13 protein-coding genes are annotated in these 14,320 nt (G+C 62.1%); 1 reads left to right on the top strand and 12 read right to left on the bottom strand.

Translation table 11 applies throughout. From position 1 onward, the window contains the following. Window positions 1–100 precede the first annotated feature (100 nt). From NCHU2750_RS12870 to NCHU2750_RS12815, 12 genes are all read right to left on the bottom strand, one after another. Complete coding sequence (locus NCHU2750_RS12870) at window positions 101–3,448, bottom strand: efflux RND transporter permease subunit (RefSeq protein WP_119940857.1); 3,348 nt, start codon at window positions 3,446–3,448, stop codon at window positions 101–103. Beyond that, window positions 3,445–4,656 carry an efflux RND transporter periplasmic adaptor subunit gene (locus NCHU2750_RS12865; RefSeq protein WP_119943318.1) on the bottom strand — a complete coding sequence of 404 codons (1,212 nt, stop codon included), beginning with the start codon at window positions 4,654–4,656 and terminating at the stop codon, window positions 3,445–3,447. The genes NCHU2750_RS12870 and NCHU2750_RS12865 overlap by 4 nt, the downstream gene beginning before the upstream one ends. A 273-nt stretch (window positions 4,657–4,929) precedes the next feature. Continuing rightward, window positions 4,930–5,907 carry an ABC transporter substrate-binding protein gene (locus NCHU2750_RS12860; RefSeq protein ID WP_119940856.1) on the bottom strand — a complete coding sequence of 326 codons (978 nt, stop codon included), beginning with the start codon at window positions 5,905–5,907 and terminating at the stop codon, window positions 4,930–4,932. A 54-nt stretch (window positions 5,908–5,961) separates the two neighbouring features. Further along, window positions 5,962–7,089 carry an ABC transporter permease gene (locus NCHU2750_RS12855; RefSeq protein ID WP_119940855.1) on the bottom strand — a complete coding sequence of 376 codons (1,128 nt, stop codon included), beginning with the start codon at window positions 7,087–7,089 and terminating at the stop codon, window positions 5,962–5,964. Then, on the bottom strand, window positions 7,086–7,988 hold the full coding sequence (locus NCHU2750_RS12850; RefSeq protein WP_119940854.1) for an ABC transporter permease: 903 nt from the start codon (window positions 7,986–7,988) through the stop codon (window positions 7,086–7,088). Before NCHU2750_RS12850 ends, NCHU2750_RS12855 begins: the two co-directional genes overlap by 4 nt. Beyond that, window positions 7,988–8,323, bottom strand: coding sequence for a hypothetical protein (locus NCHU2750_RS12845; RefSeq protein ID WP_119940853.1), 336 nt, complete (start codon window positions 8,321–8,323; stop codon window positions 7,988–7,990). Before NCHU2750_RS12845 ends, NCHU2750_RS12850 begins: the two co-directional genes overlap by 1 nt. Continuing rightward, window positions 8,320–8,703, bottom strand: coding sequence for an endonuclease domain-containing protein (locus NCHU2750_RS12840; RefSeq protein ID WP_119940852.1), 384 nt, complete (start codon window positions 8,701–8,703; stop codon window positions 8,320–8,322). Before NCHU2750_RS12840 ends, NCHU2750_RS12845 begins: the two co-directional genes overlap by 4 nt. A gap of 181 nt (window positions 8,704–8,884) precedes the next feature. Next, window positions 8,885–9,706, bottom strand: a complete 822-nt coding sequence (locus NCHU2750_RS12835) for an ABC transporter ATP-binding protein (RefSeq protein WP_119940851.1) — start codon at window positions 9,704–9,706, stop codon at window positions 8,885–8,887. After that, on the bottom strand, window positions 9,697–10,056 hold the full coding sequence (locus NCHU2750_RS12830; protein ID WP_119940850.1) for a hypothetical protein: 360 nt from the start codon (window positions 10,054–10,056) through the stop codon (window positions 9,697–9,699). Before NCHU2750_RS12830 ends, NCHU2750_RS12835 begins: the two co-directional genes overlap by 10 nt. Window position 10,057: 1 nt before the next feature. Next, window positions 10,058–11,512: a dihydropyrimidinase gene (gene hydA / locus NCHU2750_RS12825; protein WP_119940849.1), complete on the bottom strand. Its 1,455-nt coding sequence runs from the start codon at window positions 11,510–11,512 to the stop codon at window positions 10,058–10,060. Window positions 11,513–11,624: 112 nt separating this feature from the next. Continuing rightward, on the bottom strand, window positions 11,625–12,101 hold the full coding sequence (locus NCHU2750_RS12820; RefSeq protein ID WP_245480239.1) for a GNAT family N-acetyltransferase: 477 nt from the start codon (window positions 12,099–12,101) through the stop codon (window positions 11,625–11,627). Continuing rightward, a complete protein-coding gene (locus tag NCHU2750_RS12815) occupies window positions 12,098–13,351 on the bottom strand; it encodes a Zn-dependent hydrolase (RefSeq protein ID WP_119940847.1) in 1,254 nt (417 codons plus the stop codon). The genes NCHU2750_RS12820 and NCHU2750_RS12815 overlap by 4 nt, the downstream gene beginning before the upstream one ends. Window positions 13,352–13,641: 290 nt before the next feature. Between NCHU2750_RS12815 and NCHU2750_RS12810 the strand changes: the two genes are divergently transcribed. Further along, a complete protein-coding gene (locus NCHU2750_RS12810) occupies window positions 13,642–14,280 on the top strand; it encodes a TetR family transcriptional regulator C-terminal domain-containing protein (protein WP_119940846.1) in 639 nt (212 codons plus the stop codon). The last annotated feature ends 40 nt before the right edge of the window (window positions 14,281–14,320 follow it).

Genomic DNA, 14,320 nt, shown 5'->3' with positions numbered 1-14,320 from the left:
CAGCAGGATAGCGGGCAAAGGGCGGATGGATTTGACACTGATCAACCGCAATTTAGATTTTGCAGCGATTTTCCCGGATAGGATGAAACGTCGCGGCCATTCACTCGGCCGCCATCGGCGGCAGTCTCAGCACACGATGGCCGGCCTGCGCATCCGACTGGAGGCCCGACTGTTTGCCGGAAGGCGTTGAATTATCGTCGCTTTCGAGCTTTTCCAGCCGCCTTTCGAGATCCGAGAGAGCGCGGCCATGCTGGCGTGTCTGGCGCGCGACCTCGTCAGTCGAGACAAGTTCCTCGTCTTCCTTCTTTCCGACGAAGCGTCCGAACAGCCTGCCGAGCAGGCGTGACAGATCGTCCATGATCAGGAAGAAGGAGGGAACCACGACCAGAGACAGTACCGTCGAGACGATAATGCCGCCAATCACGGCAATCGCCATCGGGGCGCGGAAGGAGCCGCCTTCGCCGACACCCATGGCGGATGGCAGCATGCCGGCCGACATGGCGATGGATGTCATGATGATCGGCCGAGCCCGCTTGCGGCCGGCTTCCACCATGGCGTGAACGCGATCGAGGCCATGCCGCTTCATCTCGATGGCGAAATCGACGAGCAGGATGGCGTTCTTGGTGACGATGCCCATCAGCATCAGGATGCCGATCAGCACGGGCATGGAGAGGGCATTCTGGGTGACGATCAGGGCAACCGCGACGCCGCCGATCGCCAGCGGCAGCGAGAAGAGAATGGTCAGCGGCTGGATGACATCCTTGAACAGCAGGATCAGCACGACCAGAACCAACAACAGGCCCATCAGCATGGCCTTGCCGAAGTTCTCGACCATTTCGGCCTGAACCTTGGCATCGCCGCTTTCGGCCAGCTTGACCGTCGGCGGCAGGTCGGTTTCGGCGACGATCCGCTTGAACTCGGCCGTCGATGTGTCGAGCGCCGTGCCGAAGGGCACGTCGGACCCGATCGAGACGACGCGGTAGCGGTTGTTGCGCTTGATCGAGCTCGGGCCTTCGGAATAGTCGATATCGGCGACGCTGTAGAGCGGCACCATCGTGCCCGACGAGGTCTTGACCTTGAGATTGCGGATTGCCTGCAGGTCGCGGCGCACGTCGAGCGAGGTCTGGACGCGGATCGGGATCTGCCGGCTGTCGAGCGAAATCTTCGCCAGATTGGCGTCGATATCGCCGATCGTCGCGACGCGGACGGTCTCGGAAATCTCCTGCGGCGTGATGCCGAGGCGGGAAGCCTCCGCCATGCGCGGGCGGATCTGCAGTTCCGGGCGGGGGAGAGCGCCTTCCGACGAGACATTGGCAAGGATGGAGGAGGCGCGCAGCCGAGATTCCAGAAGGCTCACGGCATCGTTCAGGTCGTCCTCGTTGGAGGAGAGGAAGTTGAACGAGAGGTCGCGCTCGGCCCGGTCGTTGACCTTGGAAATGCGCACATCCGGGATCTGGTGGACGGCGGCGAAGATATCCTTTTCGACATCCCATTGCGGCCGGGTGCGGCCATGCTCGGGAATTTTCGGGATGAGATCGCCGATCAGCGGTGTCGAGCCGAGGCCCTTGTTGACCAGCGTCTTGATCAGCGAATGGTCGATGTTCTTTAAGTTGACGCGCACCGTGGCGCGGCGCAGTTCGAGATCGCCCTTGGGCGAGGCGCCGCCCAGCGTGAAGACGCTTTCGACGCCATCGATATTCCTGACCGCCTCGTAGACCCTGGTGCTGGTCGCATCCGTCTCGTCGAGCGTCGCGTTGGGCGGCAGTTCGAGCGAGAGGACGACACGCGAGTTGTCGTCCGGCGGCAGGAAGGAACCTGGCACCTTGCTCAACAGGAACAGCGATCCGGCGAGGAAGACGAAGGCTGCGATCATTGTCGTATAGCGCCAGTACCAGCGGCTGGTCGTGCCGGTGACGAGGCGCGTATAGGCCTTCATCAGCCGTCCGTCATTGTCGTGATGGTCGTCCATCGCGTCTTCGGCACGCATCAGATAGGCGGCCATCAGCGGCGTGATCAGCCGCGCCACGGCAAGCGAGAAGAACACCGAGAAGGCAACCGTCAGGCCGAACTGGATGAAGTACTGGCCGGCAATGCCCGGCATGAAGGAGACCGGCACGAAGACGGCGATGATGGTGAAGCTGGTGGCGATCACCGCCAGGCCGATCTCGTCCGCCGCTTCGAGCGCGGCGCGATAGGGCGTCTTGCCCATCTTGATATGGCGGGCGATGTTTTCGATCTCGACGATCGCGTCGTCGACCAGAATACCGGTCGCCAGCGTCAGCGCGAGGAAGGAGACGAGGTTCAGCGAGAACCCCATCATGTTCATGATCCAGAAAGTCGGGATGGCCGAGAGCGGCAGGGCGATGGCGGCGATCAGCGTGGCGCGCCAGTTTCTCAAGAACAGGAAGACGACGATGACGGCGAGGATCGAGCCTTCCATCAGCGTGTGCAGCGCAGCCTCGTAATTGCCGTAGGTGAAGTAGACGGAGTCATCGACCATCTCGATCGACACGTCCGGATGGGCCTTGCGGATGCCGTCCAGGCTTTCGGAAACCGTCCTTGCGACGGAAACCTCGCTGGCGCCCTTGGCGCGGAAGACCGCGAAGGTGACCGTCGGGTTGCCGTTGAAGCGCGAGAAGGATTTCGGCTCCTCATAAGTATCGGTGACGCGGCCGAGTTCCGACAGCTTGACGAAGCGGCCGTTCGACAGCGCGATACTGGTGTCGGCCAGTTGCTGGACGTTGCGGGCATCGCCCAGCGTGCGGATCGTCTGTTCGTTGCCGGCCACCTGGCCGCGGCCGGAGCCGAGATCGACATTGGTGCTGCGGATCTGCGCGTTGACGTCGGCCGCGGTGATGCCATAGGCATCGAGCTTGGCGGCATCGAGCGAGATGCGCACTTCGCGGTCGGCGCCGCCGTAACGATCGATCCGGCCGATGCCGGGCTCGCCCTGCAATTCGCGGGTAATCGTGTCGTCGACGAACCAGGACAGCTCTTCCAGCGTCATGTTGGGCGAGGAGACGGCGAAGGTCTGGATCGCCTGGCCCTCGACATCGACCTTGGAGACGATCGGTTCCTCGATGCCGGCCGGCAGATCGCTGCGGATCTTGTCGATCGCGTCCTTGGTGTCCTGCACCGCCTCTTCGGTCGGCTTTTCGATGCGGAAGACGACGGTCGTCAGCGACAGGCCATCGGTAATCGTCGACTGGATCTCGTCGATGCCGCTAATCGAGGCGACGGCGTCCTCGACCTCCTTGGTCACCTGCATTTCCAGTTCGGCCGGCGAGGCGCCGCTCTGGGTGACGGAGATCGACACGACCGGCACGTCGATATTGGGGAAGCGGGTGATCGGCAGGGCATAGAAGGCCTGGATGCCGACGAAGACGAGCAGGGCGAAGGCGAGAAGCGGTGCTACCGGATTGCGGATCGACCAGGCGGAGAAGTTCATTGCGATACCTCCGTCGCCTTGCCGTCGGCGGTCTTTTCGGGGACCGGGGCGATATGATCGCCGTCGCGGACGAAGGCGCCCGCCTTGGCGACGACCGTATCGCCCTGCGTCAGGCCGTTCAGAACCTCGACGAAGCCGCCGTCCTGGAAGCCGGTGTCGATCCTGACCTGCTTGACGACGCCATTTTCGACCTTGCGGGCGAGGGAGCCCTCGCGCCCGGTGGTGACGGCGGAAAGGGGCAAAGCGAGCGCATTCGTTTCGGCAACGATGATCGAGGCCCGGCCATACATGCCGGCACGCGCACCACTATCGGCATCGATCTCGATATGCACGAGGCCGAGCCGTGTCGTCTGGTCGACGGTCGGCGAGACGAGGCGGACGCGGCCCTCGATCTCCTTCGGGTTGCCGGCAACGGTGACGAGAGCCTTCTGGCCGACCTTTGCCTTCTGGATATCGGATTCGGAAATATCGGCGACCAGTTCGATCGCGCCGTCCTTGATGAGGGTGAACAGCGGGTCACCGTTGCCCGAGGCGATGGCGCCGACCCTGGCGTTCTTGACGGAAACCACGCCTGATACCGGCGCCTTGACGCTGGTACGGGCAAGCTGCAGGTCGACATCGGCAATCTGGGCGTCGATGACATGGACGTCGGACTGGCCGACCGCGACCGCCTGGCGGGCGGCGTTCAATCTGGCGCGGGCGACATCCACCTGCGCATTGGCCTGTTCGAGCTGCGACGCGGTGCTGGTGCCGCTCTGGGTGAGCTTCTCTGTGCGGTCCCGCTGTCTCGTCGCGTCGTCGAGATTTGCCTGTGCCTCGACCACCTGGGCCTGATATTGCGCCACCGAAGCCTCGGCCTTGGCCTTGTTGGCCTGATACTGGCTCTTCTGCAGGACGAGCGCGTCGTCGTTGAGGCTGGCGAGCACGTCGCCTGCCTTCACGTCGTCGGCAACATCGACGTTGATCGTCTTCACCGACAGGCCTTCGACAAGCGGCTGGACATAGATCTCGTCTATCGGGCGGATCGTCCCGGTCGCAATCACGCGGTCGGTCAGCGGTCGTGCCGTCACCGTGGTCACGACGATGGCCGGGAGTTTCGGCTCCGCCTCAGCCGGTTTGGCCGCCTCCTGCGCTTGTGCAGATGATGCGGCGATGACGATGCCACATGCGATCAGTCCGGGGATCAGTTTCGAAAGGCTAGGCGGCATGCACAGGATCCAGGTTCTGGAGGCAGAAAAAGCCGACATCGGTATCCTCCATCATACGTCCTCCTCGTATGACGCAGAGCGAAGGCGAGATCCGACAATTGCTCCAGGAGCCGGTGCCGGAAATTTCGTGCGCGCCTTCGCATATATCAATAGGTGTTCACCACCCCGCGATCAATCCGTCCATCGAGGTCAGGTCTTGCACGCAGTGATGGCAAAACAATGCCCGACCGTAAGGCCGGGCATTGTTATGTATCTATAAGTTTTATTGCCTGATTATTTCAGCGCGGCAGTGGTGATGTCGGTCGTGTAGGCGCCTTCCGGTGCCTTGCTGATGATCTTCTGGTCGGTGAGCGCCTTGACCGTGCGGTCATAGGTCGCCATGTCGAGCTTGCCGTCGCCGATCAGCTTGGCGACTTCGCCCATCATCCGCTTCTGGTGATTTTCATCCTGGCCGCCATTGTCCATGACGATCTCGGCGGCTTCATCCGGATTTTCCATGGCGTATTTCCAGCCCTTCATCGAAGCGCGGACGAATTTCACCATGTCGTCCTTGAACTTCGGATCCTTGAGCTTGGTGTCGAGCGCATAGAGGCCGTCTTCCAGCAGGTCGTTGCCGAGCTTGGTGTAATTGAAGACGACGAGGTCTTCCGGCTTGAAGCCGGCATCGATCGCCTGCCAGTATTCGTTATAGGTCATGACCGAGATGCAGTTCGCCTGTTTCTGGACGAGCGGCTGCACGTCGAAGCTCTGCTTCAGGACGGTGACGCCATCGGCGCCGCCTTCGGTCTTGAGGCCGAGCTTGTTCATCCAGGCGAAGAACGGATATTCGTTGCCGAAGAACCAGACGCCGAGCGTCTTGCCCTTGAAGTCCGCCTCGGTCTTGACCGGGCCATCCTTGGGGCAGATCATTTCCAGGCCGGATTTCTGGAAGGGCTGGGCGATGTTGACGAGCGGAACGCCCTTTTCGCGGGCCACCAGCGCGCCACCCATCCAGTCGACGATGACGTCTGCACCGCCGCCGGCGATGACCTGTTCGGGTGCGATATCCGGGCCGCCGGGCTTGATCGTCACGTCAAGGCCTTCGGCCTCGTAGAAGCCCTTGTCCTTGGCGACGTAATAGCCACCGAACTGGCCCTGGGCCACCCATTTCAGCTGCAGCGTCAGCTTGTCGGCAGCCATTGCTTCTGCGGCGGAAAGCACCGCCGTCGCGCCGATGGCGGTCGCCATCAATGCCTTCATGATCTTTTTCATTGCTGCTACCCTCTCTTTTCCGCACCGCGATGTTACGCAGGCGGTTCGTTGCGCCTAACCCCCACGGTTAGACGGATGCCAGAATGTCGTCGCTCTCTCGCCAAGCGCTATCACACCATAAAAGACAGATCCGGCGAGTGCTGCAACCGCGATTTCCGCCCAGACCATGTCGACATTCATGCGGCCGATCTCGGTCGAGATGCGAAAGCCCATGCCGACGATCGGCGTGCCGAAGAATTCGGCGACGATGGCGCCGATCAAAGCAAGCGTCGAATTGATCTTCAGCGCGTTGAAGATGAAGGGCATGGCGGCGGGCAGGCGCAGTTTCGTCAGGGTCTGCGCATAGTCCGACGCATAGGAGCGCATCAGGTCGCGTTCCATGGAGCCTGCGGCACCAAGGCCGGCAATGGTGTTCACCAGCATCGGGAAGAAGGTCATGACGATGACGACGGCGGCCTTCGACTGCCAGTCGAAGCCGAACCACATGACCATGACCGGGGCGACGCCGATGATCGGCAGCGCCGACATGAGGTTGGCGATCGGCAGCAGGCCGCGGCGGACGAAGGCGATGCGGTCGGCGAGAATGGCGACGACAAAACCTGCCGCGCAACCAACGACATAACCAAAGATGACGGACTTGAAGACGGTCTGCTGCACATCGGCCCAGAGGATCGGCAGGGAGGTGGCAATGCGCGCGCCGATGGCGGAAGGCGGCGGCAGTAGGATGAAGGGAATGCCGAGGCCGCGGGTCGCCGCTTCCCAGAGGATCAGGATCCAGATGCCGAAGACTGCCGGTATGACCAGCCGAAGGAGCGCCTCGCCGAGCGACGAGCGCGGCCTGATGCCGGAGAGAAGAGTGACGCAGCGCCAGGCCAGCAGCCAGTCTGCGGCAAGCACGAGAAAGAAGGCCAGCGCCGCGTGACCTTCATTTCCGCCAAGGCCGCCGATCAGCAGTCCGGTGGAAAGATGGCTGCAGACCAAAAGCATGACGGCGACGAACAGTGTCGGCAGGGGCAGGAGCGACAGGGCCGCGCCGCCGATCGTCAGCACGAAGATGGAGAACATCGTCACCTGCTGAAACTGGGCGGTGGCATCCGGCAGCAGCAGCGGCAGGCTGCAGAGCGCTGCAAGCGACAGGATGAGGGCGAGCCAGCCCTGCCAGGAACGCGTGAAGATCGTCATGACGAGGCTCTCCCGCGCGGCTTGGCGCCCATGGCGCGCTCGACGAGACGGCCGACCAGCGCGACGATCGCCACGAGGATGGCGGCGAGCACGGAGCCGGCAATCAGCGCAGCCCAGATATCGATCGTCTGGCTGTAATAGGCGCCGGCGAGGAGTTTGGAGCCGATGCCGGCAACGGCGCCGGTCGGCAGTTCGCCAACGATGGCGCCGACCAGGCTTGCGGCGATCGCCACCTTCATCGAGGTGAACAGGAAGGGGACGGAGGCCGGCACGCGCAGCTTCCAGAAGGTCTGGGCGATGCTGGCATTATAGGTGCGCATCAGGTCGAGCTGGATGAGTTCGGGCGAGCGCAAACCCTTCACCATGCCGACGGCGACGGGGAAGAAGGAGAGGTAGGTGGAAATCAGCGCCTTGGGCAGAAGCCCGGTAATGTTGACCGCGCCGAGCACGACGATGACCATGGGTGCCACGGCGAGGATCGGCACCATCTGCGAGGCGATGATCCAGGGCATCAGGCTGCGGTCGAGCGTCTTCACATGGACGATGCCGACGGCGATCAGGATGCCGAGAAGCGTGCCGAGCGTGAAGCCGACCGCGGTCGAGGATAGCGTCACCCAGGCATGGTAGACGAGGCTGCGATTGGAGGTGACGCTGCGCAGGAAGGTATTCTCGAACACGTTCGTCGCCACTTGATGGGGCGCGGGAAGCGTCGGCTTCGGCTGCGACATGGTCTTTTCGAAGAATTCGATCGCCGTTGGGGTGACGTTGGCGCGCCGGTCAAGATCGCGCTGGAAGGGTGCATTCAAGGCATAGGCGCCGATATACCAAATGGCGACGATGGCAATGACGAAGACCGCGACGGGCAAGATCCTGTGCTGGAAGAGCTTTTCCTGGTGCATCAGCTTTTCGCCCCGACCGGAAACAGCATCAAGACCATGGCAACGACACCGAGGCCGACGCCGGCAAGCTGCGCCGAGGTCAGCCGCTCGCCGAAGATGAAGACGGCGATGACATTGATCAGCAGCAACTGGGCAATTGCCGAGACCGAGATTGCAAGGCCAAGCCCGCCTTCGCGCATCAGCTTCACCATCATCAGATTGCCGACGCAATAGAGCGCGAGCGACAGGACGAGAAGCAGGATGTTGCTGGAGGCGATATAGGCGCGCGACGCCGTTGCCGCCGCAAGAAAGGTCGCCATGGCGCCGGCGAGCCAGAGAAGGAAGGCTGCGGTCATGGGGTGGGCTCCCTGTTCAGGAAGGCAGCCAGATGGTTCTCGATTTCGATGGCGACGTAATCCGGTCCGTCGAGGACCTGACGGTTGTCGAAGCGCAGGATGGTGAAGCCTTCGGAATGCATGAATACATCACGTCTAGCATCGTGCCGGCGGCCGTGGTCGGTCTCGTGGCTGTCGCCATCGACTTCGATGACGACGCGGGCGGAAAGCCAGGCGAAATCAGCGATATAGGGGCCGATCGGCGTTTCGCGGCGGAAGCGGGCACCGAGAGGGCGAAGGTCGCGCAACATGTTCCACATGGCGGCTTCGGCCTTGGTGAGTTCGCGGCGAAGTCGTCTGGCTCGGGTTCGGGTTTTGGGATCGATGTTGGAATGCGGCATGTCGGCGTCATTCCCATTTTTTAGGTTGCGATACCCCCTCTGGCCTGCCGGCCATCTCCCCCACAACGGGGGAGAGGACCTGTGGCGGCCACCTGCCTCAATCGAGCCTCGGCGGAGCGGCCGGGTTAAGCCCTCCCCCTTGTGGGGAGGGTTGGGAGGGGTCTTTCTCTCAATCTCCAACCTATTCCTCATAGCTATGCCCCGCCCTAAGGCCTTCGCGCACCCGATGTGCGATGGCTAAAAATTCCGGGGTTTCGCGGATTTCCAGCGGGCGGTCCTTCGGCAGCGTCGATTCGATCACGTCGGTCACCCGGCCGGGGCGCGGCGACATGACGACGATCTTGGTGGAGAGGTAGACGGCCTCGGGGATGGAATGGGTGACGAAGCAGATGGTCTTCTCAGTGCGCGCCCAGAGTTTCAGCAATTGTTCGTTCAGGTGATCGCGGACGATCTCGTCGAGCGCGCCGAAGGGTTCGTCCATCAGCAGCAGGTCGGCATCGAAGGCGAGGGCTCTCGCTATCGAGGCGCGCTGCTGCATGCCGCCGGAAAGCTGCCACGGGTACTTTTTGCCGAAGCCAGTCAGATTGACGAGATCGAGGGTGCGCTCGATGCGTTCCTTCCTCTCGGCGCTCGTGTAGTTCATGATCTCGAGCGGCAGGGCGATGTTCTTTTCGATCGTGCGCCAGGGATAGAGCGCCGGGGCCTGGAAGACATAGCCATAGGAACGGGACTTGCGGGCGTTTTCCGGCGTCATGCCGTTGACGGTGATGTCGCCCGAGGTGGCGCGTTCGAGATCGGCGATGACCCGCAGGAAGGTCGTCTTGCCGCAGCCGGACGGGCCGATGAAGGAGACGAAATCGCCTCGTCTCACCTCCAGATCGACATCGGACAGCGCATGGACAGGTCCGTCATTGGTCTCGAAAGTCAGACCGAGCTTTCTGGCGGAGACGACCGAAAAGCCCTGGGCTCCTGCCTTGTTGGATGATCCGGTGGCTATTTGCATTTCGGATAGGGACCCCATTTCGTGCCGTCCGGGAAGCTGACCGTATAGCCCTTGTCGGACCTGGTCAGCGTGGCGATATCCTCCGATCCCGCTTCGCCATCGGCCTCGCATTCGGCATCGATGGTAAAGCCGGTATCGGTCTTGGTGGCCGCGCCGTGGAAGTCGCAGGTCGAGACGGCCGTGGTGATGCCCTGGTCGTTCAGCAGGAAGAAATCATCATCGCCGGACGTATCGCCGGTCTTGGAATAGATGCAGCCATCCTTGTCGCCATAGGCACCGTCGAGGAAGGTTTCTGCCTGAGCGGAACCAGCGGCCAGGGTAAGGAAGGTCGCGACGAGAATTTTCTTCATTTTAAACACCACTTGCGGGAATGCCGGAGCGTTCGACCTTACGCGGTGCCGTCAGTTCCTTCCAGGTGGAGAGCGCTTTGCTGACAGCCGGATAGGGCTCGCGGGCGACGAACTGGCCATGGCCCTCGCGGCTCTTCATCGTGCCGTCATCGACCACGACGACACCGCGCGACAGCGTGTAACGCGGCAGGCCGGTCACTTGCTTGCCTTCGAAGACATTGTAATCGATGGCGGATTGCTGGGTCTTGGCCGAGATGGTCTTCGACTTCTTCGGGTCGAGCACGACGATATCGGCATCGGCACCCACGAGGATCGCGCCCTTTCTCGGATAGAGGTTCAAAATCTTGGCGATATTGGTGGAGGTGACGGCGACGAATTCGTTCATGGTGATGCGGCCTGTCGCGACGCCGTAGGTCCAGAGCATCGGCAGCCTGTCTTCGAGCCCGCCGGTGCCGTTCGGGATCTTTCTGAAATCACCGAGACCGTAGCGCTTCTGGTCGGTGGTGAAGGCGCAATGGTCGGTTGCCACGCATTGCAGCGAGCCCGATGCGAGGCCGGCCCAGAGACTATCCTGATGCTGCTTGTTGCGGAACGGAGGCGACATGACGCGGCGGGCGGAATGATCCCAGTCCTTGTCGAAATATTCGCTCTCGTCGAGCGTCAGGTGCTGGATCAGCGGCTCGCCATAGACCCGCATGCCGTTCTGCCGTGCCCGGCGGATCGCCTCATGCGCCTGTTCGCAGGATGTGTGGACGACATAGAGGGGCACGCCGGCCATGTCGGCGATGATGATGGCGCGGTTGGTGGCTTCGCCCTCGACCGACGCGGGCCTCGAATAGGCATGGGCTTCCGGGCCGTTATTGCCTTCATCCATCAGCTTCTGCTGCATGGAGGCGACGATATCGCCGTTTTCGGCATGGACGAGCGGCAGGGCGCCAAGCTCGGCGCAGCGCGAGAAGGAGGCGAACATCTCGTCGTCATTGACCATCAGCGAGCCTTTATAGGCCATGAAATGCTTGAAGGTGTTGATACCTTTTTCCTCGACCACCGTCTTCATCTCGTTGAAGACCTGTTCGCCCCACCAGGTGACGGCCATGTGGAAGGAATAATCGCAATGGGCGCGGGTCGCCTTGTTGTCCCAGCGCTTCAGGGCATCGAGAAGCGACTGGCCGGGATCGGGCAGACAGAAATCGACCACCATGGTCGTGCCGCCGGCAAGGGCTGCACGGGTGCCGCTATCGAAATCATCGGCGGAATAGGTGCCCATGAAGGGCATTTCGAGATGGACATGCGGATCGATGCCGCCCGGCATGACATAGCAGCCGGTGGCGTCGAGGGTTTCATCGGCTTTCAGGTCCGGCCCGATCTCGACGATCCTGCCGCCATCGATCTTCACATCCGCCTTGTAGGTCAGGTCGGCGGTGACGATGGTTCCGTTCTTGATCACTGTGGCCATGGTTGTTCCCCTTGTCTGTTGCCGCAGTCAATCACCTGAGATCGAGGATCTCAGGGACTGGACATCCGGGCTGATGATCGTCTTGTTTCGGTTGTCGATGCAAAGGAGGCGCTCATGGGGCGGCCTCCCGCTGTCTCAGGATCTTGGTCATGAACAGGCTGTGCGGGTTTTCCTCGTAATCGGAAAACGGGCCGCATGTGGAATAGCCAAGCGCCTGATAGAGGCGCACTGCCTCGACATTCAGCGGCCCGGTTTCGAGATAAAGGCGGTCAGCGGCGCGTGCCGCCGCCAGCGCCTCGAGCTCGGCCATGATCTTTCGGCCGATGCCATGGCCACGCGCGTCGTCATGGACGAAAATGCGCTTCAGTTCCGCACTGTCGTCGTCGAACCATTTGATGCCGCCGCAGCCGACCGCCTTGCCGTCCAGCCTTGCGACCAGAAAGGAAATATCCGGCTGCGACAAGGCATCCAGATCAACCGCGAAATTGCCTTCCGGCGGATAGAGCGACGCCATATAGGCGTCGGAAAGCTCGATCAGGGCGATCACTTCGGGCTGGTTCGGTCGTTCTGTGGCAATCGTGACGCTCACCCGACTATCTCCGCCGTTTCCACCACAGCATGGAACAGCACATCGCAGCCGGCGGCGGCCCATTCCTTGGAGATCTCTTCCGCTTCGTTATGCGAGAGCCCGCCGACGCAGGGGCACATGATCATCGTTGCCGGTGCCACTTGTGCCGCCCAGCAGGCATCGTGGCCGGCGCCGGAAATGATGTTCATGTGGCTGTAGCCGAGCTTTTCGGCGGCGGAGCGTACACGGCCGACCAGCGTGGGATCGAAGGTGACGGGATCGAAATGGCCGACGGCCTCGACCGAGCAGCCGACGCCGAGGCTTGCGCAGATTTCGGCGGCCTGCGCCTCGATCTTCGCCCGCATGCGGTCGAGCTTTTCCTGGGTCGGGGTGCGGATGTCGACGGTGAAGACGACCTTGCCGGGCAGGACATTGCGGGAATTGGGCGAGAAGAACACCTGACCGACACCGCCGACGGCGCCGGGCTGTTCGTCCATGGCCACGGCTTGAACCATTTCGAGGATGCGGCCGAAGGCCAGGCCGGCATTGACGCGCATATCCATCGGGGTGGAGCCGGTATGGGCCTCCTTGCCGGTGAGCGTGAATTCCAGCCACCAGAGGCCCTGGCAATGGGTGACGACACCGATCTGCTTTTCTTCGGCCTCGAGGATCGGCCCCTGTTCGATGTGATATTCGAAATAGGCGTGCATCTTGCGGGCGCCGACCTCTTCGTCGCCGAGCCAGCCGATGCGCTTCAGCTCGTCGCCATAGGTCTTGCCCTTCGGGTCCTGGCGGGAATAGGCGTATTCGAGCGAATGGACACCGGCGAAGACGCCGGAAGCGAGCATGGCGGGAGCAAAGCGGGCACCTTCCTCGTTTGCCCAGTTGGTGACGGTGATCGGGTGCTTCGTCTTGATGCCGAGGTCGTTCATCGAGCGGACGACTTCGAGTGCTGCCAGCACGCCGAGCACGCCGTCATACTTGCCGCCGGTCGGCTGGGTGTCGAGGTGGCTGCCGACATAGACGGGCAGGGCATCCGGGTCGGTGCCGGGGCGGGTGGCAAACATCGTGCCCATCCTGTCGACGCCGACCGTCATGCCGGCCGCCTCGCACCAGCGCTTGAACAGATGGCGGCCTTCGCCATCGGCATCCGTCAGGGTCTGGCGATTGTTGCCGCCGGCAATGCCGGGGCCGATCTTCGCCATATCCATCAGCATGTCCCAGAGACGATCGCCGTTGACGCGCAGGTTCTCACCCGGTGCTGCCACCATGATTTTCAGTCCTCACCTGTTATGTACTGCCGAAGGGCAGCATGTTCGTTGTTCCCGCTTGTCCTGTCCGATGCGGCGGGGCATATCGCCCCCGGCTCGGAAGATCGGCATTGCGTTTATTCTGCTTGTCGCCGATAATTTGACCGCTTGGTAAAAGCTTACAATTTCCGCCGCGCCACTCAAGCTGAAAATCGTCACATGTCCAGATGTTTTCAGAATTTTAAGGGCGGCGTCGGCAACGGTATCCACTGGGATATCCATCGGGGCATCGACAAGGGGCACGGCACGGCATGGCTATACCGAGGGCTGCGAAGACGCAGCGCCGAACGCGGATCCAGGAAGAGAAGGAAGAGCGCATCCTGGAGGCTGCTCTCGACGTCTTCTCGGTCAACGGGTTTCGCGGTTCCACGATCGACCAGATCGCCGAGGCTGCCGGCATGTCGAAGCCGAACCTGCTCTATTATTTCCGCACCAAGGAGGCGATGCACCGGCAGCTGATCGACCGGGTCTTGGCGACATGGCTCGAACCGCTGCGGGTGTTCGACGCGGAGGGCAATCCGGAGGCGGAGATCCGCTCCTATATCCGCCGCAAACTGGAAATGGCGCGGGATTTTCCGCGCGAGAGCCGGCTCTTCGCCAACGAGATCCTGCAGGGCGCGCCGCATATCGAGGACGAACTCAACGGGCCGCTGAAGGAACTGGTGGACGAGAAGGCCGAGGTCATCCGCAGCTGGGCACGGGCCGGCAAGATCGCCAAATGCGATCCCTATCACCTGATCTTCTCGATCTGGTCGACGACGCAGCATTATGCCGATTTCGACGTGCAGGTGCGGGCGGTGCTCGGACTTACCCATTCCGGCGACGGCCGCTTCGAGGATGCCGCACGGTTTCTGGAGCAGTTGTTCATGGACGGGTTGCGGGTCAGGTAGGGGGTATGGCGACTGGGCCATCCCCTCACCAACAAAATCT

The sequence above is a fragment of the Neorhizobium sp. NCHU2750 genome, assembly GCF_003597675.1.
GTDB lineage: Bacteria > Pseudomonadota > Alphaproteobacteria > Rhizobiales > Rhizobiaceae > Neorhizobium.
The sequence above is the reverse complement of the archived record's forward strand: the minus strand, read 5'-3'. Positions and strand labels throughout refer to the sequence as shown.